Source organism: Chryseobacterium viscerum (assembly GCF_025949665.1).
Lineage (GTDB): Bacteria > Bacteroidota > Bacteroidia > Flavobacteriales > Weeksellaceae > Chryseobacterium > Chryseobacterium viscerum_A.
This window is the reverse complement of sequence record NZ_JAPDFT010000001.1, coordinates 2,423,229-2,449,277: the sequence shown is the minus strand read 5'-3', so window position 1 is coordinate 2,449,277 and position 26,049 is coordinate 2,423,229. Positions and strand designations below refer to the sequence as shown.

Here is a 26,049-nt window from a genome sequence, read left to right as displayed (position 1 = left end):
TGACAGTTGTACTATATTGTTATAATTCTTAATCCAAAATATAGATCTTTTTCTCTTTAAGGTTGAATCCCAGTTTTTTACCCAGCCAGTTGATACTCGTCTTACCTTCATAAATAAGACCTTCCACAAAAGCAACTTTAGGCTTTTCAACACTAGCAAAAGGAGTAGAAACAGAGCCAATATTACCTGTATAAAACTTGGTGGTCAGATCAGGGTTGAATTCACTTTTCTTTTCTATCATTTGCAGGGTTTCTTTTTTGATGTCGAGCGTATTCATCAGGCGTTCACTCAGCCAAAAAGAATCTTTACCAGAGCCGGAATCCAGGAGAACATTAATCTTGTATTTATTGTTTAATAGCACATAAGTAGTAATATCCATGGATTGGTCTGCGTTGGTAGACAGCTGAATATCCATTACTTTTTTAGCATTCAGTTTTTCTTTAGGAAAGATAAGTTCATTGGTAGTATAATCGATGATAAATTCTGTGTCATAAAGCATGGGCAGGGAAATCAAACCATCTATTCCTTTGATTTCCATATCATGAGTGGAGTACCAGGTATCTTTAAACTTTTTACCATTAAAAATAATCTCTTTTGATTTGAAAAGGGGAATAGTCATTTTTTCACCGGTAGCCCGGAAAGCCGTCAGATAATTATAAGTCTCTTTTGGGCCGAGCTCTTTGGGGAAATTTCCCAGAAAAAGATTGATTCCTCCTCCGGTATCAAAGATAAAATTTCCTTTTTTGCCATCCACTTCGGCACCTACTACGAGGTGGCCGGAAGGAAGTACAGACATGGGCATTTTCTGGGCAAAAGCCATAGAGGAGAAAGCCATAGAGGCGGTAACCACCGTGTTTTTAATAAAAGATTGAGTAAACATTTGAAAAATAGTGTTATTAGTTTTTAATATTGGCATGAATTCTTACAAATATAAATTATAAAATGTAAAATCGGGAACTGGAAATCAGATAGTTTTATTATTCATGATTTGTTATAATATTTTTGAATCATTTCTAAAAGGCTTTCTGTTCATGGTAATAAATGGCTCATACTTAAAGGAAAATTCCTACATTTAGCAACTAATCAAAAAAGAATATGGAAACAAAAGTCATCAAAATAACGCATGTTACCGGGACCTACATCATTGAGGCTCCTCATGGAAAACTTAATGAACTGAAAAGCCAGCTGGACAAATGCCTGAACGATGAGCAGGGGGCTATTGTGGTAAAGGGAGAAGATGGAGATCAGTTTGTATATCCATCAGGCCTTTTAAAAAACAGTTTCATAGCAATTGTAGACAAAGAATAGATGACGTTTCAGGAAAAATAATTCCCTTGATTTCTAGTCTATTATTAAGTTTTGTTAAAATTTGTGTGGGAAAAGTTTTGCAGAAATTAAAAATCGTTCTATATTTGCACCACTGAAAACAACGGTATAGCCGGAGTTTAGGGAGAGTTGGCAGAGTGGTCGATTGCGGCAGTCTTGAAAACTGTTGACTGTAACAGGTCCGGGGGTTCGAATCCCTCACTCTCCGCAAAAACAGCCTTGAATCATTTGATTCAAGGCTGTTTTATTATGTATTCATGGCATGTTAACTTTATTCGATGGGATTGATTAAGTATTTATACTTATTTTAGTGGTCAAATAGAATATGAAAGTTCTATTTAAAAACTAAAGACAATGCATAAGGACGGTTTTCCCATCCTCAATAGACAATAACCGCAAAGAATTCAACCATGAAGCAAACTCTTCTGATAATTTTATTTTCCGTGTGCGCATTGAATATAAAAGGGCAAAAGCAGATGATTTCCCATGACAGTATCGCTGTTTATTTTAATGAGCTGAAAGCAGCTTCAAAGAAGAATATCCAGCTTTGGAATAAAGATTTATATGGTCCTGTCATTTTAATAGATCCGAAAACCAGAGAATTATATGCCAATGAGCCGGATACAGAAGGAATTCTGAAACGTAATGGAAATATATACTCCGGAATTCTGCCTGCGAAGATTAATATTGCCAATACTGCTGTCAATTGGGCAGGCAAAAGATGGGCGATGATCATGCTTCCCCTCACTTCCAACAGAAACAACAGAATCAATCTGCTGGCACATGAATCATTCCACAGCATTCAACCTTCATTGGGGTTTACGCTTAACAATGTAGAAAATAATCACCTTGATCAGAAAGAGGGAAGGGTTTATCTCCGGCTGGAACTTGAAGCACTGAAACAGGCTGTCCGGTCAACTTCAGAAAAAGAATTACAGAAACATCTTACCAATGCACTTACTTTCAGAAAATATAGAAATATACTTTATAAAGATTCGGGGAACACAGAAAACTTATTGGAGCTGAATGAAGGAATGGCTGAGTTTACGGGAATCATTGTAAGTGGAAGAAATAATGAACAGACAAAATCTTTTCTTTTGAGCGGGATAGATGATTTTATGAAGAATCCTACATTTGTGCGTTCATTCGCTTATCATACGACTCCTGTTTACGGATATCTGCTCTATCAGAGAGACCCAAACTGGAACAAAAAAATTAATGCAAAAACTGATCTTACAGATTATTTCATCAAAGGTTTTAACATCAGGATTCCAGCTGTTCAGCAAAAGGCAGTTGAAAAATTATCCGGAGATTATAATGGTAAGGCAATTATGAAAGAAGAAGCTGAGAGAGAAGAAAAAACTAAGAAACTGATTGCGGAATATAAACTGAAATTCATCCAGCGGCCCCATTTTGAAATCAAATTTGAGAAAATGAATGTTTCTTTTGATCCCAGAAATATTGTGCCGCTGGAAGATAAAGGGACGGTATATCCTAATATCAGGGTTACAGATTTATGGGGTATTCTGACTGTTGAAAACGGAGCATTAATGAGTCCTAATTGGGATAAAATTTCAATATCAAATCCTGTGAAAACAGAGAATAAAAAGATATCGGGAGATGGCTGGACTCTCGAATTGGCTGACCATTATGCCATAGTAAAGGATGAAAGCAACGGAAATTATAAATTAATTAAAAACTGATATCATTCAGATAAAAAAGCATCACTGTTTCGGTGATGCTTTTTTTTCCAGTTTATTGGTTTTTTATTCATGATACCATTTTCTTTTCAATAATAACCCTGCCTTTACCAGAAGTATTAATACCGGAACTTCTACCAGTGGTCCAATCACTCCTACAAATGCTTGTGGTGAGTGAATTCCGAATACTGAAATTGCCACTGCAATAGCCAGTTCAAAATTGTTTCCGGTAGCTGTAAAGGCAATAGATGCATTTTTATCATATGGAATTTTTAACGCTTTATTGATCATGAAGCTCACGAAAAACATAAGAATAAAATAGATAATCAGTGGTACAGCTACCTTAACTACATCCATGGGTAATTCCAATATTTGGGAGCCTTTTAAGCTAAACATCAGTACGATTGTGAATAACAAGGCATACAGCGTAACGGGTGATATTTGAGGAATAAATTTTCTGTTGTACCATTCTGTACCTTTAGATTGTATCAGAAAATAACGGCTGAGAAAACCTGCCAGGAAAGGGATTCCCAGATAAATCAGGACACTTTCTGTAATATCTTTCATAGAAACATTTACATTAAAACTGGCCAGCCCCAGTTGATTGGGAAGTACATTGATAAACAGCCAAACCATAAAACTATAAGTAAATACCTGAAAGATACTGTTTAAAGCAACCAGCAGGGCTGCATATTCCCGGTTTCCTTTGGCCAGATCATTCCAGACGATGACCATAGCAATACATCTTGCCAGCCCGATAAGAATCAAACCTACCATATAATCGGGCTCATTCCTTAAAAAGAGGATCGCGAGACCAAACATCAGAACCGGACCGATGATCCAGTTGAGAAATAAAGAAACACCGATGGCTTTTTTATCTTTAAATACCAATGGCAGAAGAGAGTAATCAACCTTTGCTAACGGAGGATACATCATAAGGATGAGTCCAATTGCTAATGGAATATTAGTAGTCCCTATAGACTGAGAATTGATAATAATAGGAATAGCCGGGAAAAAGTGTCCTAAAGCAATCCCTATACCCATGGCCAGGAAGATCCATAAGGTAAGATAGCGGTCAAGAAATTTTAATCTGGGCTGCATGATTATTTTTTGATTTTAGAAAAAACATAAAACATTTCTTCTGCAATTTGTAAACTTCTTTCTCTATATACTGCCGTTTGTTCCGGAGTATTGTCTGAAATTTTAGGATCTTCAAATGTGATCGGAATTCTTTTTTCTGCACCGGGAATAAACGGGCATCCGCCATCTGCCTGCGAACAGGTCATAATTGCTGCGAATCCTGAAACAGGATTGAAAGAACTGTCATATTTTTTGGAAAAACCTATAACAGGCAGGCTATTATCATTATACTTGATAGCATACACCGGATTTTCTGTTTCTGAAATATTGAAGACTGTAAAACCCTGCTCAGCTAAGGTTTCTGCTATTTTGGGGAATAATGCTGTTGTTTCAGTTCCTCCGGAATAGCAATGAACTCCCGGAATCGTAAAGAAAGTAGCCGCTGTCTGTGCCCAAATCTGAGCCAGATGACTGCGGCGTGAATTGTGGGTGCAGATAAAATTCAGATTGATTTCTTCTCCATCATTTACTTTTTGCTGGATGAAACTGATCAATGGTTCCATGATCTCTTTTCTATTGGTATCTATATTTTCCCATTTCAGAGATTGAACCGTATTTAATAATTCTTGATACATGAGATTTTAATAAAATTAATTAGCAGCATCCTGATCCCGGAGTGCAGGCTGATGCTGGTTTTGCAGATAGTTCAGAAAGATTTTTCTTTTGTTTTTCGGAAGGAATTCCACAGGCTTCCTGGGCAAGACAGGCCGTTGTCTTATTTTTCAGGACGAAATTTTTACCGTTAAATTCCAGATCATATTTACCGATGGTCTCTCCCTGATATTCTACTTCAATTTCTGAATCTTCTATTCCCAGTTTTTCTTCAGAAAGTTGAATGATGTGAAGCAGTTTCCCCGGTTTCAGGCGGTGTTCATAATCATCAGCATCCCATAGCTGGAAGTTGACTGCTTTCTCATTTCGGATTACGCCGCCGCAATCAATGAATTTTTTTACAATCTGTCCCACTTCTGTTACATGGAAATGTTCAGGAACAAAAGTGCCGTTTTCCAATTGAAATTCTACATTTCCCAGTGTTGGAAGAATTTCTTTGATTTCTGATAGTTTCATTAGATTTAAATTTATTAGTGTTATATTGCAATATTACGATATTTGTTTTCAAAAAAAATGCCTTAACAGCATTGTTTTATCGTGACATCCTGATTAAAAAACAGGTTAAACTCGTTTTGAAATTGTTTCCAGATGCTTTCATTAATACAGTAGCATACAGACTTTCCTTCAATTGAACCTTTGATGATTCCAATATTCTTCAGTTCTTTTAAATGCTGAGAAATGGTAGCCTGAGCCAATCCGAGTTCTTCAACAAGATCATTGCAGATGCACGCTTTCTGATTGATAATATACTGTAAAATGGCTATTCTTGCCGGATGTCCCAAAACTTTAAGAAGTGAAGCCAGTTTATTTTGTTCTTCAGTATAGATTTCGGTTTTAGTAACTCCCATTGTTTTATTTTTATATTGCAATATTACGATGTTAAATTAATATAAACATAAAAAAAATTAATTAATTTCAATGATCGTGTTTTAAGTGATTGATTTTCAGTTGTTTAAATTTATTTAATGAATAATACTATCGAAAATAAAAAAGATGAAACAGAGATATGCTTCATCTTTTGATTTGTTTTTATGGTAAACTGATCTTTTTGCCCTGTTCCGGGAAAATATAATTTACTTTCAGGGGATTGTTTTTCAACAGTTCTTTTTTAATCAGTTCGGGGTTATCACCCGTTGGTTTTCTATGGGTAACTACAATGTTGAGTCCCTCAAGGCTGTTTTGTCCGGTTTTTTCTTTCAGCTTACTTAGTTCCTCAATCAGCAGGTTAGGAGTAAGGTGTCCGAACAGCAGATGTTCAGGCTGGCTGTTTGGGAAAGAAACTTCAATTAATATGGTATTTAACTGTCTTTTTTTAACAAGTGGAGTTATAGTGTTCCAAAGGTTATCAAGACGGTCAGATTTTTCTATACGGTCAGCACCTGTATCACCCAGATAAAGAAGGTAATGATCATCTCTTCTTACCAATGCTGCGCTGCTTTTATAGGGATTTACATGGCTCAGTTCATATCCGGTTATGAAAAATGGCGTTTTGGGTGCCGGGATTTCATGTCCTTCCTGAAGCTCATTATAATGGTATTTCCCAAGGATAGGTTTTTGTCCCTGATCAGCAAAATTGATCCAGGTATCTGTGATAAAGTAATGATTCTGCAAAATCTGAATGACCGGAGCTATAGCGAAAATATCCTTTTTAGAATCTGCCGGGGAATTGATGATAAGCCCGGATAAATGGTCCAAATGACCATGTGATACAAAATATCCTTTTATCTGATCCTTAAGAATTGTTTCTGCGGATCCGTCAAGGCTTTTCAGTTGAATAGCTTTTCGTATTCCGGCATTTACCGTACCGGCATCAAGGCAAAGAAATGCATTGTCTTTCGGAGCACCTACCAGATAGGCAGATAAATTATCTTCCTGCTCACCACCATAGATCCCTAAGGGAATAACATCAAAATTTTGTGCATGGCAAACAATATTCAGAAGAAGGGCCAATAAAGAAACTGCTGTTTTTTTCATAATACTTAAACTGGAAACCATCCTTTACAAGATGGGCAGGGCAAATTTACGCTATTTTTTGGCGACAGCCTTTTAGTTGTATTAACAAATAGAGCTTAACGAGGTTAAATATTTAAAAATCTGGCTAAACAATACTTTAGGTTATAGATGAATAAAGCCTGCAGAACAATCAGCAGGCTTTTATGTATTGGGAAAATTGTTTTATTGTGGCTGCTGCTGCGTTACACAGTGTATCATTCCACCATTGGCAAATAAGTTACGGCAGTCTATTCCAACAACCTGTTTACCGGGATACAGCTGTTGGATAATATTGTTGGCAACGGCATCATTCGGATCATTATAATTAGGTACCAATACGCGGTTGTTTGCGATATAATAATTGATGTAAGAAGCACGGCCTACATTTTTTCCGTAAGTGGTTATCACATCATTTCTGGTTAATGGAACTTTTACAAACTGGTAAGGAGAGCCATTTTTTGTGGTGGCATCATATAATTTATCAATGTCGCTGTCAGGAACCTGCCAGTAGTTAAGATCATCAGGATTCATCGTAATAATAGTAGACGAATTTGCGAACCGGGCAAAACCGTCAATGTGCATATCGGTGATATCAAGACCTGCTTTTCCATTCAGCCAGATAAATTTGGTCACGCCTAAATTTTTAGTAAATATGGCTTCTGCCTGCTGCTGGGTCATCCCCGGATTTCTATTGTTATTAAGGATGGAACTTTTACATGCCATCAATACTCCGTTTCCATCAATTTCCACACTTCCGCCTTCATTGATCATCACCGAATTAAGATTGATTTTTGGGATATTGGTATCTGCTGCTATTTTGGAAGGAATTGCATTGCATCTGCTGTAATCGGCTTTGTTACCCCATCCGTTAAATCCCCAGTCCTGAATAAATAACTGGCCATTTTGATCCTTTACATAAATAGGACCGTTATCTCTAACCCAGAAATCATCTGTCTGATAAAGTCTGAAATTGATATTGGTAAGAGGAACTCCGGCACTGTTTAACAACTCTGTAATACGGTTTTTTTCGATGTTGTCATAAGCAATAATATGAACTTTTTCACTCTGTACCAGTTCTTTGGTCATTGCTATCCAGGTTGCATCCAGCCGGTTGCGGTAGGTGGTTCCATATTGGTACTGATGTGGCCATTGAAGCCAGGTTCCTTCATGTGTTGCAGATTCTTCCGGCATCTTGTAAACAACAGTGCCGGGATTTGTTGTATCTGGAGGTTCTGGTAATTCTGTCTGAGAGCATGAAAGTAAAAGAGCTGGTAATAACCTGAACATGATTTTCTTTTTTTGCATAATTTATCTTTTTTACAGGGCAAAATTAGATGGATAAAAATTTGAAAACTTGTCCCAAATTGACAATTTACTTCAAAGGCAGTAAAATATAAGTCAGCTGTTCTTCCTGATGATTTTCCTGTTCCGCATGTCTTTCGTATTTTTCTATGATAGGAGAGTGTGAAAATTCAAGGCCAGAATTAAAAATCCAGCGGGAATAGATTTTAGTGTACGTTTCATCTATTGTTTCATAGCTGCCTGTATGGGCAAAGCGGGCATATTTACCTCCAAATATTATTTTTGAGGGTAATTTTTTGTTTGCAGACTGAACGGAAGCACAAGAGTCATACCGGCAGTTAATTTCAGTTTTAATTAATGGTTCATCTGCTATTACACCAAAATATTCTGTTCCGGAATCGGGAAACTCATTTTTCATGAATTTTTCCCACAGTACTTCAATTTCTTCATTGTTATAATAGGTTTTAATGCTCTGATAGTACACCTGAATTGGTTTAAGATAGACAATTTCCGGCTCCAGCAGTTCGTCAGAAGTTATCGGAATGATCTTGTCTTCGCACAAAAGTTTTTCTTTACTTAATCTTGCTGCTTTTGGAGAAACCCCGAAATGCTGTTTAAAAGCTTTGGAAAAAGAAGCGATATTGGCAAAACCTACTTCAATAGCAATTGTAGTGAGATTTTCCTGAGTATAAAGAATCCGCTTATAAGCATTTTCTACCTTTAGTCTTTGCTGAAAGGTACCTATTGTTTCTCCACAGCTGTACTTAAAAATACGCTGGATATTCCGGTAAGAATAATGTGAGATATCTTCCAGTTCCTTTACAGAAACAGGCCGGTCATAATTCTTTTCCATAAAATTGATAACTCTGTAAATAGAATTCAGGTTGTCTTCCATAAGCTTTGAAATTTTCAGAAATAGACAGCATGAAATAAATTACAAATAAAAGAAATAAAAAAATGTCTCGGCAATATTGTACTTTAGCTTTCGGTAAAAATAAATTTCAGAATAATAATTTTTGCCATTTTAAAAACCTAAAACTAACCCAAAAAACTTGAAATAAACTATGGAAAAAGATTTATCTGGATTAACAGATCAGGAACTTTTAGAGAAAAAAAGAACAATTGAAGACAGAAATACTATAAATGCTGTAATCCTGGGAGTATTGGCTGGTATTGCTATTTATAGTACGATAGCCAATGGTCTGGGCTTAATGACCTTTTTACCCATCATTTTTGCTTTTTTTGCAGCTAACAGCTGGAATAAAGATAAGAAAGCATTGAAAAGGGAAATAGAATCCCGAAATATGAAATAATGGAGAATTTTGACAGAAGAACAGAAACCGGTGCAGTAGCCTATTTCCGTGACTGTATAAAAAACGGAGATACCAGAGGAGCATTAAGTTGTTTTCACCCTGAAGCAGTCTATATAGACAGAGATGGGAGAGAGCTGAGAGGACTTAAGCAGATAGAGCTTGCAATGAATGAGATTTGCAGACTAAAACTGGATATACAAGGCGAAACTCCATATGTAACCGTTGTGAATGATCTAGCGATGTGGATTGATCAGTGGGAAATGACGGGAACAGCCCCTGACGGGCATTTAATACACATGACAGGCCATACTTCCTGTATTATGAAAAAAAATGAAGACGGAGAATGGCTGTGGCTGGTAGACAATCCTTTTGGTTCTGCCGTACTTAAAGGCAGCAATATGGTATAAACTTTAAAGTAACATAGCGTATTTCAATATAATAAGAACCCTTCAGATCTGATCTGAAGGGTTCTTATTATCTATTGGATATTAATGAATCTAGTTTCGTAGAAACTCACCAATACCCGGTGAATCAAAAGTAAAAGTATTTTGATTTTCAGACTTATCAATTTTATTGCTGATGGTTAATGCCCAAAGAATTAATTCTTTACAGAAATTCTGATCTTCCGGGCTGAATCCGGAAGCGTTTTCTTCCACTACGGCTGCCAGAGGAGCTATTTTATCAAGCTTAGAATAAAACTCTTCATCACTATCATTGTAATAAAGTTCTAAATGGTTTTTGTTAAACCATCTGATCAGGTCAGTGTATGGAGTTTTGATCCCTTCTTTTTCCAGTTTGGAAATACGTGGGAAAATACTTTCAAATTGGGTCATAACCGCTTTGTCAATCAATATTTTGGCGACATAATCTGCGCCTTCCTGTTCTCCTTCATAAACCAGTTCAATTTTTCCTGTGATGGATGGGATAATTGACATAAAATCAAGCAGGCGGACGGTGGTTCGCTCAACCCCGGATTCAATCAGACGCAGTTTGGCTGCTGCAATTAAATTCTCCATAGCACTGATGGTAAGACGGGCGCTGACACCGCTTTTTGCATCTACATATTCACTGATACGGGCTGCAAAAGCAACTTCCTCCAAAAGATCCTTTGCCAGATCAGGAACTAGTATCTGTGCTTTATCTTCAGCGGAAATCAATGCTTCCTGTTCTGTGATCTGTCGGGCAAGAGCAATTGTTTTTGGATAATGGGTGAAAATCTGGGACCCGATTCTGTCTTTCAGCGGAGTTACAATACTTCCTCTGTTGGTATAATCCTCCGGATTGGCTGTGAAAACAAACTGAATATCAAGAGGCATTCTCAATTGAAAACCACGGATCTGAATATCACCCTCCTGCAAAATATTAAACAGGGAAACCTGGATACGTGCCTGTAAATCCGGTAATTCATTTAAAACGAAAATAGAACGGTTAGCACGCGGAATCATTCCGTAATGTAAAACACGTTCGTCGGAATAGGGAAGTTTTAAAGTAGCTGCTTTAATGGGGTCTATGTCACCAATTAAATCAGCAACATTCACATCCGGAGTTGCCAGTTTTTCGTAGAAACGGTGAGAGCGGTGTACCCATGAAATCGGAGTTTCGTCACCCAGTTCTGCAATGAGATCTTTGGCAAATTTTGAAATCGGATGAAACGGGCTGTCATTGATTTCTGATCCTTTTACAATAGGCATGTATTCATCCAGTAGATTGACCATGCTTCTTGCAATTCTTGTTTTTGCCTGTCCGCGTAAACCTAATAAATTGATGTGGTGGCCGGCAAGAATGGCTTTTTTCAATTGGGGAACCACAGTGTCTTCGTAGCCCCAAAGTCCTTCAAATACAGGCTCTTTAGCTTTAATCCTGGCAATCAGGTTCGTCTGAATTTCCTCATTAATCGTTTTATGGGTATAGCCGGAGTCTTTTAATTCTTTGAATGTAATATCGTTTTTCATTTTCTTATACTGCTAATTATCTGGTAAGATTTTATTTTTAATGCTTTGATGAAGTTTGAAATCCAACCTCTATATTCTTCTTATTCTGTTTTTTTCGTAATCCTCGAAAATCATCTGGCCTAAACCTGATAGCCCTGTCAGAAATGCTTTCCCTTTGTTCTGAGCGGTAAACTCTTCTACAAACTGACGCAGATAGGGATCCTGGGCAATCATAAAAGTAGTAATGGGAATTTTCAATTTTCTGGCCTGTGCTGCTCTGTTGAGACATTGGTTAACAATCTTTTCATCCAGGCCAAAACTGTTCATATAAAACTCTCCGCTTGGCAATTGAATACAGCTCGGTTTTCCGTCGGTGATCATAAAAATCTGTTTGTTGGTATTTCTTTTTCTGCGGAGAATATCCATTGCCAGCTCCAGACCAGCCACTGTATTGGTATGGTAAGGGCCTACTTTTAAATAGGGAAGGTCTTTGATCTTAATGGGCCATGCTTCATTTCCAAAGACGATGATATCAATGGAATCTTTGGGGTATTTCCGTTTAATCAGTTCCACGAGTGCCATGGCAACCTTTTTTGCAGGAGTAATACGATCTTCACCATATAAGATCATAGAGTGGCTGATGTCGATCATAAGGACGGTACTCATCTGTGCCTTATGTTTGGTTTCTTCTACAATAAGATCGTCTTCTGTAAGACGAAGGTCTGAAATTCCGTTATTGATCTGTGCATTTTTTAAGCTTTCAGTCATGTTTACGGCTGCTAAGTCGTCTCCATATTGGAAAGAACGGTTTTCACCATCACGTTCGTCACCAATTCCTGTTTTGGTAGTGCGGTGATTTCCTGCTCCATTTTTCTTCAGTTTTCCAAAAATCTGATCTAATGCATACTCACGAAGGGCTGCTTCCAGTTTTGGAGTTAATATATTTTTGCCTTTTCCACTTCCGGTATTGCCTTCTTCAGGGTCTTCCTCTTTGATATAACCTCTTTTTTTCAAATCTTCTTCAAAATCCTGAAGGGTATATTCCTCGTCAAAAATATCATATTCCTTGTCAAGCATATCAAGCCATTCAAAGGCTTCCTCAATATCTCCGGAGGTATGGGTGAGCAAATCTTTGAAAACATCAAAGACCCTGTCAAAATGCGATAATTCCTCCGGCACATGTTTGCTGAATATAAAGCCTTTCTGAGGATTAAAATTTTTATCTGTCATAAGATGATGAATCTGTTTTGCTGTTATTTGCTTTTGAATATTTTAGTTTATTATAAAATGAAACGGTTAGAAATATTCTGTATTCTTTTACTTTGTTTCAAACTGAAAAGTTAGGAAAATATCACCTCAAGATTCCTTCTGAGAAATAGAAAAAACTAATGATGGTGATATGGAATTAGTATATAACAGCTAATATTTTAACCAGAACCGAGATAATGAATATTTATATAAAAAATGCACAAATAAAAAGATTTGTGCATTGTAGTATGATGAGAAGAAAATGGGTTCTATGACTGTATAGCAATCATCGTTGCTGTCATTTTTGCAATAAGTTTTTCCTCTTTTTGATCATAGACATAGCCTTCGCAAATGGTAAGTGTTTTTCCTGCCTGCAGAACTTTTCCAATGGCAACAAGCTGATCTGTATTGGCAGGTTTCATAAAATTAACCTTGAATTCCACTGTAAGGACATTGGCATTTTCAGGCATAGTTGTTAAAGCTGCATATCCGCAGGCACTGTCAACAATTGTTGTTAGAACTCCGGCATGAAAAAATCCGTTGTGCTGTGTAAAGTTTTCAGAAAATCTGCAGGTAATTTTTACCTGTCCCTGTTGAACTTCTTCTAATTGGGCACCAATTGTTTTCATGATTCCTTGCCTGTTAAAGCTTTGTTGTATTCTATCGTACATAATAATTGGTTTTATTCATGAAATTTTAGTCCATCCAAAGCCTTATCTACCTTTTTATTTTCGCCATACACGATAATACCAACCAGATCCAGTTCATCAGCACGATGTTTTGCTATTTCAAGAACATTCTCTTCACCTGACCGGGTTTCAAAAAGCTGCCGGGTATAAATTCCAATGGCCAGATCACGGTCTTTTGAGCGGCGGAATGCTCTTTGAATTTTTTCTGTAGTTTCTGCTTTGTAAACAAGGGTAGGATGCTTTATAAAGGGTAAAAACGTTTCCTGATCTGCGGTTATGAATTTTTCCCCGTGAGTTTCCGGGAACTCAATAGCAATACTTCCTGCCAGAAAAGAGGCAACATTAAGTTTTTGCCATGGTAACAGGTCATCTTTTATAACGATGGCTACTTTTTTATCATACATATTTTAATCGTTTACATTTAATTCCATTTGAATATTACAGCGCTGATAAGGAGTTGATCGTCCGGATACTTTCTTAAAACCCAGTTTGTAATACAGATTGATAGCAGGTTTCAATATGGTATTGCTTTCTAGATATATTTTTGATGCTCCGGATTCTTTTGCGGTTTTGATGATCGCTTGTCCCAGAAGCCAGCCTATATTCTTTCCCTGTGCTTTTGGGGAAACAGCCATTTTTGCCAGTTCAAAATCATAATCCGGATCTTCCATTTTGATGAGAGCACATACTCCCAGCGGCTCTTCATTGTATAAAGCGACAAGAATTTTTCCTCCCTTATTTAAAATATATTCTTCCGGATTGTCCAGGGCTTTATAGTCTGCTTCTTCCATTTCAAAATAAGTGAAAATCCATTCTTCATTGAGTGCTTTGAATGCGGATTGGTATTTCGGATCATATTCAACGATCTTTACATTTTTGCTTTCACGGGCCTTTTTCTGTTCTTTTACCCTTGCGAGCAAAGACTTCTGTTCAAAAAGGTGCTCCCATTCTGCAAGTGCTTCCCAGAGATTGTGTGTGGCTTCGCTAATCATTTCATCAATAGCATGGTCAATATCTGTACACTGAACTTTTATTTTGGCAGAAAACTCTTTTCCCTTTTCAGCCAGTGCAGCAATATTTCTCCTTTTATCCTGGGACTTCTGGTTATCCTTCACCAATCCCGCTGTAGTCATTTCTTTGATGATTTTGGTTACAGAAGGTTGAGAATGTCCTATTTCTTCTGCAATCTCGGTTATTGTTTTTGAACCTTCTTCGGAAAGAACAAAAAATACCGGAAACCATTTCGGTGAAAAATCAACATCATACATTTCATAGATCTTCGCCGCTTCTTCTGTAATATTGGAAGCCATAAACCGCAATCTGCTGCCTAATGCAATTTTTCCTGTTTTTTCAAATAAATCCATAAATATAATTGATTATATAACTAGTTATGCAAATGTAATAAATTAATTAATACTCCAACAAATATTTTGATTTAAAAAAAATATTAAATGAATTAAGATGCTTACATTGAGTGTGTTATATGGAATTCTGATTTTTGATTAATAGAAACAAAAAGCTCCGAAAAAGTCCGGAGCTTTATTTACATCATCATCTTATTATATATTCAGGATTACCATCCTAAATAATATTCAGGATCCAGCCAGTACGGCCAGTCTAATTTAAAATGGGTCTGAAGCATTTTTTCAGCTTCACAGAAAGCACCTTCCACCCAGCCCTGCTGATCAGAGTAAGCTTCCCCGATAATGTGGATTTGCTCATCTGCCAATGGCTTTCTCATGTAAGGCATGACATCTTTCACAGAGAAACCTGCTTTCCATGCATGGTATCCTGCACCATATGGATCATCTGTCCAGTCTCTGAAATAAGTTACATAAGGCTGTGGTATATCTATACCGTGTAATTCTTTCAGCTGGTTCATCAATTCATTCACCATGAATTCTGTAGCCTGAACATCATCAAACTTATGCAATTCTTCCAGTGATGCAGATCTGGCAGCTCTTACTTTAAACAAAACTTTGTCATCAGAAAGTGCTTTCCAGAATGTTTCCGTTTCCATATCTCCGTAGCTTCCCAACAGCATAGAATTTTTAGTTTCTTCATCAGTACCGAAATAATAACATTGTCTCATAGGCAAGTCTGTAATAGAGTGCCCGGAATAAATATCAAGATCTCTCCACCATGGACCTTCAAAGCCCATAAGGATTTTAAATGCAGGCTCCATGATGATAGAGCGGATGTTTTTATTCAGTTTCTGATGTCTGTTAGCGTCAAAAAAGAAGTTATTCTGATCCAGAAGTTCAAGTGATTTTCTTGGCATACCCAATACTATTGAATTGGCGTACACTTTCCATGTTTTGTTACTTTGGATATTCAGGAACGTGAGTTCGTATTTATGAGTGGCTGTTAAATTATGGTCTTTGGTGAAAGTAATCAGTTTGTTTTCAGACCAGATGCGGGCTCCCTCGTATTCCATATAAGTGTTAGCTACTGCATAGGCAATGCTGTCATATCCTTCCTCAATGGTTTTGTAGGTGGTGTCGGCAGAAAAATCTCCTACCATATATGGAAATGCCTCAGCAGAATTCCAGTTGATAGTATTGGAATAATACCCTCCGGCATTGGCTAAGAATTCATACCCTTCCTGAGAAACCTGATCCTTTATTAAGTTCCAGAAACCAATATCATTTACCAGACGTTTGTCATAAGGGGAACCGGGAAAATTGTAGATCATTCTTGGTTTTATAGCATCCCAGTCCCGGCTGGTCAGTTTAAATGTATAATCATATCCGTTAGGGTCTGCAATGATCAGTTCTTTATAGGTTTCAGCCACCCATGCATCTGCCATTAGAACATTGTAAATGATTTTATTAAATAGCTGATCAGAACTGAACCCTTCATCCCCTTCATTCAGATAATAGCGGGTAATCAGTTTGTTGTCATGTTTTTGTTCTTCTGTCCAGGCATTCTGTTTGAAACGCTCTTTTCTGATGTACATCAGGAGTTTTTCAGGTTCTCCCATGTGGAATGGGATAGGAGTCATCTTATCTTTCAGAACAGGGGTTCTTTTGCTTAAGTCCTGTTCTTTCAATGGGTACCCTTCTATCAATGTGGTTACAATTTCCTGAGAAGTCAGATAACGCATTCCTCCCAGCTCACCCCAGAAGTTCATTCCCGGCATAACTACGGATTCCAGTCTTCCGCCTAATCTGTCACTCATATCGAAAATCTGGACTTCATGACCTTTATATTTATTGTCTGCCACCAAACGAAAAGCAGTGTACAGTCCGGAAGTTCCGGCACCAATAATGGCTACTTCTACTTTCAGGTCGGGCTGCATTCCCGGATACAGCGGTGTATCTTTGTTTACGTTTTCTCTGTTCATGGTTTTATAATTTTTTAAAGTGCTAAGAAATATTTATATCCTAATCGGAAAGGGGTAATGTCAAAATCAGTATGTCCGTCTAGTGCTAGATCAGACATGATTTTACCTAAAAAGGGTGTGAATTTTGCAGCCCATCCTGTGGCATATACTACAATGTTTTTATGGTTGGGTACATAAGAAGGTGCAAAATCAATCAGTAATTCTTTATTGGGAATTGTGCTTAAAGCGATAAGACATGTTGAGGTATATTCCGGTGCAATGCTCAGCCCGGTCATATGGTTTTGTATCCATTGGGAAGTATAGGCGAGTTCCTTCGGGTTTGGAATCAATGTTCTGTCGCTTGGTTCCTCCAAAGGGTTGATGACAAAATCCGGTGCTACGCGGATGTATTCCGGATGATCCCATTCAACGGAAGGAAAACCGTAAAACTGATTGCCGTTATCTCCCGTTGCATTCTGGAACACAAACCAGGTTGGATATTGTATCGTAGGATCGGTCTTTTTAAAATAAGCAGAGGACATATTCCAGTAGGTAGCTTCTATTTTAAAATCCAGTAAGTTGATCACACTGTTGATGTAAGGCCCGGGAATAATGGCCAGCTTTTTGGCAATATATATTCCGTTGGGAGTGGTAAGCTCAAAAAGTTCACCATTTTGTTTGATCTCAAGTACGGGAGAATCTTCTCTGAGCTCTACGGTTTTTTCTTTCTGACAAAGGCTTAGAAGCGTTTCAATAGTTGCTTTAAAATTAATGCTGGCTCCATCAGGTTGAAATAGACCTACATAATTATCCGGCAGGTTTTTGAAATGATACTGCTCTTCAATTTCTTTTGAAGTTAAGTTGGTATAAGGAACTCCTAAGGCTTCTAAAGCTTTCTCTGCCTCAGCAATGTTTCCTTCGGTAGAATGTACTTCAGGATCTCCAAACCAGAGTGTGCCTACTTTATCAAGCAATGGGGTACCGGTCTTTTTTTGGAGCTCATCCCAGTAAGGTTGAGAGTCCAAAGCCATTTGTACCATATATTCATCCGGATAGGGGATCCGGAACTGGCGGGAAACTCCTGCAGAGCTGCCCAGCTGATTCACAAAAGTATATTGTTCCAATACCAAAGTCTTAGCCTGGCGCTGACCGAGATGATAGGCTGTTGCAAGACCTATTGCTCCTCCGCCAATGACGATTACGTCGTAGTTTTCAGTAATCATAGGTTATTTGTTTTTATTTTTTATAGTCGTATTGTAGAAATAGAGAAAAGTAAAGACAGCAATAAGTAGAAATGTATCATCATTGCTGGTCTTCAATACTCTCCGAATTTCATTCATACAATGGATGAAGTGTAGAGACGAATTTTCCGGTACATCTGAATATCATGGTTTTCCATGGAATATTATCACTATTAATAAGCATTTCAAAGTAACAAAGAAGAGGATATATGTTCTTAGAGTGTAAATTACCAATTGTGGTATTGAGTAGAAATACTGAATGGCCGGAAAGTTTGTTAGACAGAGGAAGAATGGTTCTTTAAAATGATCAAATACAGGAGTGAAAAGTTGTTTTTTTCATTCTCTATTTGATTAGATATTATTCAGTAGATATAATAAAATAAGCAGATGCAGAATATTTTACAGAGCATCAACTTTTGCAATTGATCTAAAAAAATAGATTTACGTAAATAAAACTAAATGTTTACAAAGCATTTTAATAGTAAAAAAAAATAAATTCTGTGAGTTTTATCAAATATTCATTATTATAAGAAGACAAAAATTACTTTAACTTTGCGAATCAGATGATATACTGTTATTATGAAATTGTTGAAAATAATAGTATATTGTTGAGGGCTAATATCTAATGGACTTATGTAGTCAGGAAATTAATTTAACTGATAAACAAATATGAAATATAAATTCTTAAATTTTAAATTGAGAAAACTTGTTCATTACTCATTGATCCTTTGTATTTTACTGATACAGGTCATTATCGCCATATTTTTTTATAACGAATTTGTCAACGGTAAGAAGCTGAAGTTTATTAAAGACCAGCTGGAGCAGAGCCGTGCATTGGGAGGATTGACGGATAACTCCAGGAAAGATTTTCTGGATGCCCAGGAACATCTTCAGAAATATATGGCTACTCAGAATAATAAAGAGCTGCAGTTATATTTTCAATCGTTGAGAAAACTTAAAATCAATTTTGATAAGATTGGTGAATATGAAAATACAAGTCCGAGGTTGAAAAAGAATCTGGCAGCTCACAGTCAGGATACCTTAAAGACTGCAAAACTGAAAACATTGATAGATTCTGTATACCAGACTTCCCTGAATCCACCATCAAAAATTGAGGATAAGCAGTACGAACCTGCCAAATATAAAAATGATTTTGAAGATTTCAAGATTCAAACCCGAACCTATGCAGACACTGTTAAAAAGAAAGGTTTTTTTGGCCGTTTAAAAGATGCTGTAACAGGTAAAGTGGATGTTCAGAAAGAAAGTACGGTAATCACGATGACCAACAACAAAACGCTGGATCTTTCTCAGGTTAAATCTAAAATGGACAACACAATAAAGTCTATGGATAAGCATTATGCTGCTGAAGTAAAGAAAGTACAGATGCTTGCTGCCCAAAAACAGAAAATCAACCTGCAGTTTTACAGCAATTTCAGTAAACTTCTGGTGTATAGTAACGGCTTAATAGAAGTCTACGAAAATGCCATCAAAGATTTTAAAACCGAACTGGAAAAAGAATATAACGAGCAGAGCTCCAATAATAACAGAATTAGGACATATCTGGTATTGGGATTGATGATTCTTATGTTTATTGTATCCATTCTGATCATGTATTTTACAAGAATGGCGTTTGTTTATGAACAAAAACTAGATGCTGCTAATAAAGAGATTAAAAAGAACCTTAATTTTAAAAACAGAATTCTGGGAATGCTGAGCCACGATCTGAGATCCCCGTTAAAAATTATTAATATTTTTATAGATAAGATCCACAGAACTACAGAGGACGAAACAATAAAGGATTATCTTAAATCTATCAAGTTTACGAATAGCACCCTGCTGCTGCAATCTAACCAGATCCTGGAATACACTAAAAATGAGAATGCTGAAAAAGAACTTATAAAATCGGTTTTCAACCTTAAAGATGAGATCAGTTCTATTGTGAAGGTAATTACTCCATATCTGGAAACCAGAAACAACAGGTTTGTGGTAACAGACAGGATTCCTGAAGAAGTACAGGTATATTCGGATAATATCAGAATCAACCAGATTTTTATGAATATTCTGGGGAATGCCAACAAGTTTACAGAAAACGGACAGATTGATCTCGTTATGGCCACTGAACCTATAGGAGAAAATCAAATTTCCCTGATTACAACGGTAGGAGATACCGGAGTAGGAATATCAGAATCTGATCTTGGTAAAATTTTTGATCCTTACTATCAGGGAATGGTATCTGATGAAGTAGATAATCTGGGGGCGGGACTTGGTCTTAATCTTGTAAAGGAAATCGTAGAGCTTTTTGATGGTGATATATCAGTAGAAAGTAAACTGCACAAAGGAACGAAAGTGACATTCAGGATCAATTTAAATATTAATAATAATGGAAACACCAATTCAAAATAAAGAAATTATATTCCTGCTGGCAGACGACCACAGCATTGTGCGCCAGGGAATGGAAATTGTTATCAGTGATATTGTTCCCAACGCTAAAGTTTATCAGACTTCATCATTACATCAGGTATTGGAGCTGATAGAATCCAAAGGAATTGAAATGGCTATCATTGATGCTCATTTCCCGGACGGAAACAGTCTGCATATTCTGCCTCAGATGAAAAGTATAAATCCTGATCTTAAAGTTTTGATTTTTACAGGACTTGAAGAAGATCTGCATGGCCTTAAATTTATTAAAGCGGGTGCTAACGGATATCTGAGCAAACTGAGTGAAGAGGAAGAGGTAAGAGAAGCGATCACAACTTTTATAGAGAAGGGAGAATATTTTTCTGATCTTTTGAGGAATTTATTGGTACAGCTTGTTTACAATCCGGATCTGATAAGCCCTCTCAACAGTTTGACCAAACGGGAACTGCAGATTGCAGAACTTTATGCTGAAGGATATGGAAACCTGGAAATTTCAAACAGCTTGAATATCAAACAGAATACAGTAAGTACAATTAAAAAAAATATCTTTGAAAAACTAAAGATAGAAAATATGGTTGAACTGGTGGACCTCATTAAAACACACCACAAATTATAGCAGTCTGTAGGATATTCTTCACTTTTTATTATCAGAGAATTTGTTTTATCGATAAATATCTATAAGTAAATCGAGATGTATCGATGGGGTTTATAGAGGATTTTATTTTGTAATGTTGTTCCTTTGTACTGTGAAATTTAAGTAATGAAAAAGTAAATGAGAAAGCTTATTCGGATTTTAAATTTCATACACAAAAAACAACAAATGATTATAACTATACAATTAATAAACGATAGTTATAAAAACACAAATGATGAAATTAATAAACACTGATGAAATTAAATGTGGTGATGAATAACCTTAAACGGGCTTCTTAAAAAGCCAAATGAAAAAAACACAAATACATATAAAGAGGTTCAGTTGACAGGTTACAATTACAAAACAAAAAAGAAGGCACACAGCCTTCTTTCTTGTTTTTTATCATTTGATAAACTGCTGCTGCAATCTATATCTTAGCTTTGTACCAAAAAGATGACAGGAGAAAAAGATTTGGCCGTTCTGCTTCAGAATATGGAACCGGTATTAAATACAGGAGAATATGTGTTTGGCGCCGTTGAAAACCTTAGTGAGATACCGGATATAGAAAAGGTTTTATTTTTCTTTCGGGAAGCTGAGGCGGTTACCATAGTTTTAAGAAGAGAAGTTGCAGATGAATGGAGTATCACTTACAGTTATATTGCTTCATGGATTACTCTTAATATTCATTCTTCTCTGGAGGCTGTAGGGCTCACAGCAGCCTTTGCAAATGCCCTGAAACATGAAAATATCAGCTGTAATGTAGTTGCTGCTTATTTTCACGATCATATTTTTATTGCAAAAGAAGATGCTGAAAAAGCAATGAAAACACTCAATGCCTTGAAAACGGCTTAGGGGGTAAAAATTGTCTTTACACTTTCCACTTGTAATTTTCACCTTCAAAAATGTCTAATTGAATTCCTAAAATGTCCTGTTGATAAAGCTTTTGAGTGTTCTGCCTGTTTGTGTGTTTTATGTTTGCACCATAATCAAACAAAAATAAACTACAATGAAAACAATCAGAAAAATTTCAGCCGTTAGCCTATTATGCTTAACTCTTTTTACCGTAGCAACAGTGTCCTGCACTGAAGAAAATGAACCTCCCACGGTACAGGAGGTACAAAACAGAAACCACCAAACTGCCAAAACCCAATTTATAAACGTTAAAGGAAATGCCATTGCATACCGCGTTTTAGGAAAAGAAGATGGAATTCCATTGGTGCTTCTGCCGGGCTTGGGTGGTTCAATGGATGACTGGGATCCTGCAGTGACAGATGGACTGGCAAAAAAATATAAAGTCATTATCTTCGACAATAAAGGAGTGGCTTCTTCCAAAGGAATTACTCCAAATACCGTTCAGGCAATGGCCGATGATGCAGTCGATTTTATCAATGCGCTGAATTTAAATAAAGTGAATATCATGGGGTTTTCCATGGGTGGTTTTATTACTCAGAGAATAGTGCTGACGCATCCCTCATTGATTAATAAAGTGATTTTAACCGGAACAGGGCCTCAGGGTGCAATCGGATTATCTAACTTACCTAATATTGTTGCAGGAACAGCGGGGTTAAGTCCTGAAGCTTCCTTCCTGAAATTCGGATTTACAGAGTCGGCTCAGAGTACAGCAGAAGGAAAAGCAGCTTTTGCAAGAATTCAGCTTCGTACAGCAGACAGAGATCTTCCATTAAATGATAATGCTTCAAATTCACAATTTACCGCTGTATTGAGCTGGGCTCAACCCAATGCTGATGCTCTTACGGAAATACAAAAGATCAAAAATCCGGTATTGATTGTTCATGGTGAAAATGACCTTCCTGTGTCTGTTCAGAATGCTAAAAATATGGCTCAGAACCTAGATCATGCAGAATTGGTGATTTTTCCGGATTCAGGACATGCCTCTTTCTATCAATACCATGATACCTTTGTAGCGAAAGCAATTGAGTTCCTTGGGAAATAGATTTAATTTTTAAAACTCATATGAAAAACAACTCGTTGTGTGTACAGCGAGTTGTTTTTTATTGATGAAAGACTTAGTTGAATTTTTTCACAGCTTCCACGCTCACCGGAGTAAAAAAGTTAATCATGTTTCCATCCGGATCACAGAATAGAAGAGATCTGTTTCCCCAGGGCATTGTTGTAGGTTCCTGGATAATTTCAGAGGCTATACTTTTTATTCTTTCATATTCTTCATCTACATTTTTAACCATAAATTCAATAATGGTTGATTTTGTTCCTGTGAATTCTGTAAGACCTTCCGAAAACATCTGCATCGTTCGGGTACTTCCTATGGCAATGGTTATGGAATCTGCTGAAAGTTCTGCAAAATCTTCAGTATACCATCTGGCAGTTGCTCCCATGGTTTGTTCGTAAAATTCTACTGCTGCTTTGATGTCTTTGCTGATGAGTCTTAATGAGGTAAGTTTCATAAGGTATTTTTTTGTTTAAACTAATTTTAAACAAAGGTAACAGGTGGTTATGACAACAGGTTGTCAGTAGAAAATTAAAGCTTTTAAGCTAAATTATTTTACTAATAAAAATTAGCAATATGAATTAACCGCTTAAAGTCAATAATCTGTATTTTTCGTCCTTCAGATCTGATGAGTTTTTCCTGTTTAAAATCATTGATGATGCGGGCTAATGTTTCTCTGGCTGTTCCTACCATATTCGCTAGATCTATACGGGAAAGGGAAATGAATACTTCCTGATCAGGTTCATCATTGGATTTGTACTTATCATGGAGAATAAGCAAACTCAAAGCAGCCCTTTCTCTGACTGTTCGATGAGACAAAACAGCAATAAGATTGGCCATGACACTGAATTCATGACTTAAAGATTTCAGAAGCAGCCTTGAAAGTACTGAAGACTGGCTGAGGATATCCAGAAAACTGTCTTTTGAAATAAAGGAGATAACAGAATTTTCCAGTGTTGAGGTAGTGTCTCCATAAGATTCATTACTCAGAATGGCAGAATAACCGAAAAATTCACCGGAACTGTAAATGTAAATAATCTGCTCCCTTCCGTCATTATCAACTTTGTATTTCTTTATTTTTCCTTCATTGAGGTAGTAAACGCCATTGGGTTTTGTTCCGTCCGTAAATATAGGCTCATTTTTACGATAGTTCCGGGTTTTCATTGCTTCTGTGAGCAGGTTCTTATCATATTCAGGGAGCTCATCAAAAAGATACTGATTATTGAAAATAAATTTTGAGATCATAATTTTTCTATACAGATTAGTGAATAAACGCTCCGTTTTTTAACTTAAATCACATTTTAAACTGATGCAGATCACCAGGTTTTTTTCCTAAACGAATTACTTTTACAAAAGTAATAAAATTGATTTTGAATTAAGAAACAGAAGACTTCAGAAAGCTGTAGAGAAGCTGTTTTTACTTTCTATAAGGTCTGTAATTTATTACTTAGAATACATAAAAAGGGATATAGTAACTCTATAAAGAACACTGGATAAATATTTAAGCGGACATGTTTTTCACAGCTTTACGCTGACATTTCTAAATTATTTTTTTTTTTACTTATTTATTTTATCCAGTTGTTTTTTTGATAATAATATCCAGCTTTTATAGAGATTTAAAATGTTCAGACACAAAGGGAAAAACAGAACCTATTTTCACAATCTTAAACTGGCATCAGCACTTTCATTCGTTGCCGGAATAGTGAATATTGTAGGTGTTTTGTCTGTTAAAGTGCTTACAACCAATATAACAGGACACTTTGCTTTCTTTTCTGAAGAGATTCTTCTGGATCATTACAGCGAAGCACTTACTTATTTTCTGTTTATTATCTGTTTTCTCGGTGGAGCTTTTTGTTCCAGCTTCCTGGTTGAATTTTCATCAGGACACAGGACAGTTCGTCCGCATCTCATCCCTTTAATAACCGAAATCTTAATATTAGGATTTGTAGGAATGTCAGGCTATGATGAATTAAAAATTTCGGTATCTTCTCATGCAATTGCAGGACTTTTGCTGTTTGCAATGGGAGTTCAGAATTCATTGGTGACAAGAGTATCTCAGTCTGTAGTGAGAACTACTCATCTTACGGGATTATTTACTGATCTGGGAATAGAATTTTCAAAGCTGTTTTTTAAAGAAAGGAAAAATGAACAGCGGCAGCTTAAAAAGAATATTACCCTGAAACTGGTGATTATTGCCTGCTTTTTTTCAGGATGTATCATTGGTGGTTTTGGTTACAGCATGATTCAGTTAAAAACACTGATTGTTATTGCAGGATTATTGTTCTGTGTAATCCGGTATGATAAACTGCTGTACAGATATTATTCCTTAAAAAGAAAATTGAGATAAAGCGGAATAAAAAAGGATATTCCGTTGATTGGAATATCCTTTTTAAAATTTATGGAGTGACAGGCTGGATCACAAAAGTTTCCGTATCTGTTGTATGGGCGGAAAAATAGCCCAAAGCCCCATTGTTGATATTACTTGGTGGATTGGCTGGAGTAGTACCTCCGCCATTACCTCCGGAAATCTGAAGCAAAGCACTATAATAAGTGAATATATTGTTATCAATAGACTGCATTTCTACATGGATTTTATCCCCCACAATCACTTCATGATCTCTGCCTTTGTTATCGTCATTAGGTAGAATCAGAGGTTGCTGGTTAAGCATTCCGTTATTTACATTGTCTGAAAAGGTATTCATGTATTTTTTAGGAAGATCATTGATCGTAAAACTAAAAAGATAACGGTTCCCAAGCGGCATAGGATCTGTAAAGATTGGTAAGAGAGTATATGTAATTTTATCACCAAATTTGAACGAGCTCTGTTCAAGTCCATCAAAATGAACATTTTCAGGCATTCTGCTCTGAGCGGTATACTGCTTTCCTTCCGCCTGTACTTTCAATGTGTAAGTTCTTCCGGGCTGTCCTACAAAAGCGGTTGTCTGATACATTCCGTTTCCTGTATACTGAAGGGTTTCAGTCTGACCCATATCATCACTTAAAATAACCTGAGCTCCGGTTACAGCCGGATACTGGTTAGGTTCTGAGAAACTTACTGATTTTGTGATTTTTACCGTATAAGGTCCTGATTGATTCGTTACATTCCCTTCAATGACAATATTTCCGCTCTGATCATTCAGATCCAGATCGATCTCTTTTTCACAAGAGGTTAGTGCAAAAAGAGATAATATGATATAAAAAGTATTTTTCAT

Annotated in this window: 27 protein-coding genes and 1 tRNA gene; 10 read left to right on the top strand and 18 right to left on the bottom strand. The window is 36.6% G+C overall.

Annotated elements, in window-relative coordinates; genetic code table 11:
* Positions 1-28 precede the first annotated feature (28 nt).
* Positions 29-880: a hypothetical protein gene (locus OL225_RS11095; RefSeq protein ID WP_047376725.1), complete on the bottom strand. Its 852-nt coding sequence runs from the start codon at positions 878-880 to the stop codon at positions 29-31.
* 215 nt (positions 881-1,095) lie between these two features.
* On the opposite strand from OL225_RS11095, the gene OL225_RS11090 reads away from it, so the two are divergent.
* The 3 genes from OL225_RS11090 (at position 1,096) to OL225_RS11080 (ending at position 3,029) form a co-directional block, all read left to right on the top strand.
* Positions 1,096-1,308, top strand: a complete 213-nt coding sequence (locus OL225_RS11090; protein ID WP_047376724.1) for a hypothetical protein — start codon at positions 1,096-1,098, stop codon at positions 1,306-1,308.
* Positions 1,309-1,449: 141 nt separating this feature from the next.
* Positions 1,450-1,534, top strand: a tRNA-Ser gene (locus OL225_RS11085).
* Between the two features lie 202 nt (positions 1,535-1,736).
* Positions 1,737-3,029 (top strand): hypothetical protein, encoded by a 1,293-nt coding sequence (locus OL225_RS11080; RefSeq protein ID WP_264518294.1) that lies wholly within the window; start codon positions 1,737-1,739, stop codon positions 3,027-3,029.
* Positions 3,030-3,092: 63 nt separating this feature from the next.
* On the opposite strand, the gene arsB is transcribed toward OL225_RS11080, so the two are convergent.
* The 7 genes from arsB to OL225_RS11045 all read right to left on the bottom strand — a co-directional run bounded on the left by arsB (position 3,093) and on the right by OL225_RS11045 (position 8,967).
* Entirely contained in the window at positions 3,093-4,127 is a 1,035-nt protein-coding gene (arsB, locus tag OL225_RS11075; RefSeq protein ID WP_264518293.1) for an ACR3 family arsenite efflux transporter, read from the bottom strand.
* Positions 4,128-4,129: 2 nt separating this feature from the next.
* Entirely contained in the window at positions 4,130-4,741 is a 612-nt protein-coding gene (locus OL225_RS11070; protein ID WP_264518292.1) for a low molecular weight phosphatase family protein, read from the bottom strand.
* 19 nt (positions 4,742-4,760) lie between these two features.
* Positions 4,761-5,234: a DUF6428 family protein gene (locus OL225_RS11065; RefSeq protein WP_264518291.1), complete on the bottom strand. Its 474-nt coding sequence runs from the start codon at positions 5,232-5,234 to the stop codon at positions 4,761-4,763.
* 62 nt (positions 5,235-5,296) lie between these two features.
* Positions 5,297-5,626, bottom strand: a complete 330-nt coding sequence (locus OL225_RS11060) for an ArsR/SmtB family transcription factor (RefSeq protein WP_255814804.1) — start codon at positions 5,624-5,626, stop codon at positions 5,297-5,299.
* 181 nt (positions 5,627-5,807) lie between these two features.
* Entirely contained in the window at positions 5,808-6,752 is a 945-nt protein-coding gene (locus OL225_RS11055) for an MBL fold metallo-hydrolase (protein ID WP_264518290.1), read from the bottom strand.
* A 201-nt stretch (positions 6,753-6,953) separates the two neighbouring features.
* A complete protein-coding gene (locus OL225_RS11050) occupies positions 6,954-8,075 on the bottom strand; it encodes an agmatine/peptidylarginine deiminase (RefSeq protein ID WP_047375643.1) in 1,122 nt (373 codons plus the stop codon).
* 67 nt (positions 8,076-8,142) lie between these two features.
* Entirely contained in the window at positions 8,143-8,967 is an 825-nt protein-coding gene (locus OL225_RS11045; RefSeq protein WP_264518289.1) for an AraC family transcriptional regulator, read from the bottom strand.
* 169 nt (positions 8,968-9,136) lie between these two features.
* Between OL225_RS11045 and OL225_RS11040 the strand changes: the two genes are divergently transcribed.
* Complete coding sequence (locus tag OL225_RS11040) at positions 9,137-9,385, top strand: FUSC family protein (RefSeq protein WP_264518288.1); 249 nt, start codon at positions 9,137-9,139, stop codon at positions 9,383-9,385.
* Positions 9,385-9,792, top strand: coding sequence for a YybH family protein (locus OL225_RS11035; protein ID WP_047375637.1), 408 nt, complete (start codon positions 9,385-9,387; stop codon positions 9,790-9,792). The genes OL225_RS11040 and OL225_RS11035 overlap by 1 nt, the downstream gene beginning before the upstream one ends.
* Before the next feature lie 90 nt (positions 9,793-9,882).
* Here OL225_RS11035 and OL225_RS11030 read toward each other — a convergent pair whose 3' ends face one another.
* The 7 genes from OL225_RS11030 to OL225_RS11000 all read right to left on the bottom strand — a co-directional run bounded on the left by OL225_RS11030 (position 9,883) and on the right by OL225_RS11000 (position 17,801).
* On the bottom strand, positions 9,883-11,337 hold the full coding sequence (locus tag OL225_RS11030) for a sigma 54-interacting transcriptional regulator (RefSeq protein WP_264518287.1): 1,455 nt from the start codon (positions 11,335-11,337) through the stop codon (positions 9,883-9,885).
* A 69-nt stretch (positions 11,338-11,406) separates the two neighbouring features.
* The gene (locus tag OL225_RS11025; protein ID WP_264518286.1) at positions 11,407-12,546 is read right to left on the bottom strand and encodes a vWA domain-containing protein; all 1,140 of its coding nucleotides are present in this window, start codon (positions 12,544-12,546) and stop codon (positions 11,407-11,409) included.
* Between the two features lie 287 nt (positions 12,547-12,833).
* Positions 12,834-13,235 carry a PaaI family thioesterase gene (locus OL225_RS11020; RefSeq protein WP_264518285.1) on the bottom strand — a complete coding sequence of 134 codons (402 nt, stop codon included), beginning with the start codon at positions 13,233-13,235 and terminating at the stop codon, positions 12,834-12,836.
* 11 nt (positions 13,236-13,246) lie between these two features.
* Entirely contained in the window at positions 13,247-13,657 is a 411-nt protein-coding gene (locus tag OL225_RS11015) for a DUF2000 domain-containing protein (protein ID WP_264518284.1), read from the bottom strand.
* A gap of 3 nt (positions 13,658-13,660) precedes the next feature.
* Positions 13,661-14,617, bottom strand: coding sequence for a helix-turn-helix domain-containing GNAT family N-acetyltransferase (locus OL225_RS11010; protein WP_264518283.1), 957 nt, complete (start codon positions 14,615-14,617; stop codon positions 13,661-13,663).
* Positions 14,618-14,826: 209 nt separating this feature from the next.
* Positions 14,827-16,599, bottom strand: a complete 1,773-nt coding sequence (locus OL225_RS11005; RefSeq protein ID WP_264518282.1) for a flavin monoamine oxidase family protein — start codon at positions 16,597-16,599, stop codon at positions 14,827-14,829.
* Between the two features lie 14 nt (positions 16,600-16,613).
* Positions 16,614-17,801, bottom strand: a complete 1,188-nt coding sequence (locus OL225_RS11000; protein ID WP_264518281.1) for an FAD-dependent oxidoreductase — start codon at positions 17,799-17,801, stop codon at positions 16,614-16,616.
* 714 nt (positions 17,802-18,515) lie between these two features.
* On the opposite strand from OL225_RS11000, the gene OL225_RS10995 reads away from it, so the two are divergent.
* From OL225_RS10995 to OL225_RS10980, 4 genes are all read left to right on the top strand, one after another.
* Positions 18,516-20,222: a sensor histidine kinase gene (locus OL225_RS10995; RefSeq protein ID WP_264518280.1), complete on the top strand. Its 1,707-nt coding sequence runs from the start codon at positions 18,516-18,518 to the stop codon at positions 20,220-20,222.
* Positions 20,200-20,853, top strand: coding sequence for a response regulator transcription factor (locus tag OL225_RS10990; protein ID WP_185097813.1), 654 nt, complete (start codon positions 20,200-20,202; stop codon positions 20,851-20,853). The genes OL225_RS10995 and OL225_RS10990 overlap by 23 nt, the downstream gene beginning before the upstream one ends.
* A 471-nt stretch (positions 20,854-21,324) precedes the next feature.
* A complete protein-coding gene (locus OL225_RS10985) occupies positions 21,325-21,723 on the top strand; it encodes an ACT domain-containing protein (protein WP_264518279.1) in 399 nt (132 codons plus the stop codon).
* Between the two features lie 154 nt (positions 21,724-21,877).
* Positions 21,878-22,825, top strand: a complete 948-nt coding sequence (locus OL225_RS10980) for an alpha/beta fold hydrolase (RefSeq protein WP_264518278.1) — start codon at positions 21,878-21,880, stop codon at positions 22,823-22,825.
* A 73-nt stretch (positions 22,826-22,898) separates the two neighbouring features.
* On the opposite strand, the gene OL225_RS10975 is transcribed toward OL225_RS10980, so the two are convergent.
* Positions 22,899-23,294 (bottom strand): VOC family protein, encoded by a 396-nt coding sequence (locus tag OL225_RS10975; protein ID WP_264518277.1) that lies wholly within the window; start codon positions 23,292-23,294, stop codon positions 22,899-22,901.
* A gap of 101 nt (positions 23,295-23,395) precedes the next feature.
* The gene (locus tag OL225_RS10970) at positions 23,396-24,082 is read right to left on the bottom strand and encodes a Crp/Fnr family transcriptional regulator (protein WP_264518276.1); all 687 of its coding nucleotides are present in this window, start codon (positions 24,080-24,082) and stop codon (positions 23,396-23,398) included.
* A 376-nt stretch (positions 24,083-24,458) separates the two neighbouring features.
* Here OL225_RS10970 and OL225_RS10965 point away from each other — a divergent pair, with 376 nt between their 5' ends.
* On the top strand, positions 24,459-25,184 hold the full coding sequence (locus OL225_RS10965) for a YoaK family protein (RefSeq protein WP_264518275.1): 726 nt from the start codon (positions 24,459-24,461) through the stop codon (positions 25,182-25,184).
* A 49-nt stretch (positions 25,185-25,233) separates the two neighbouring features.
* Here the strand turns inward: OL225_RS10965 and OL225_RS10960 are convergent, their stop codons facing one another.
* Positions 25,234-26,049, bottom strand: coding sequence for a DUF4249 domain-containing protein (locus tag OL225_RS10960; RefSeq protein WP_264518274.1), 816 nt, complete (start codon positions 26,047-26,049; stop codon positions 25,234-25,236).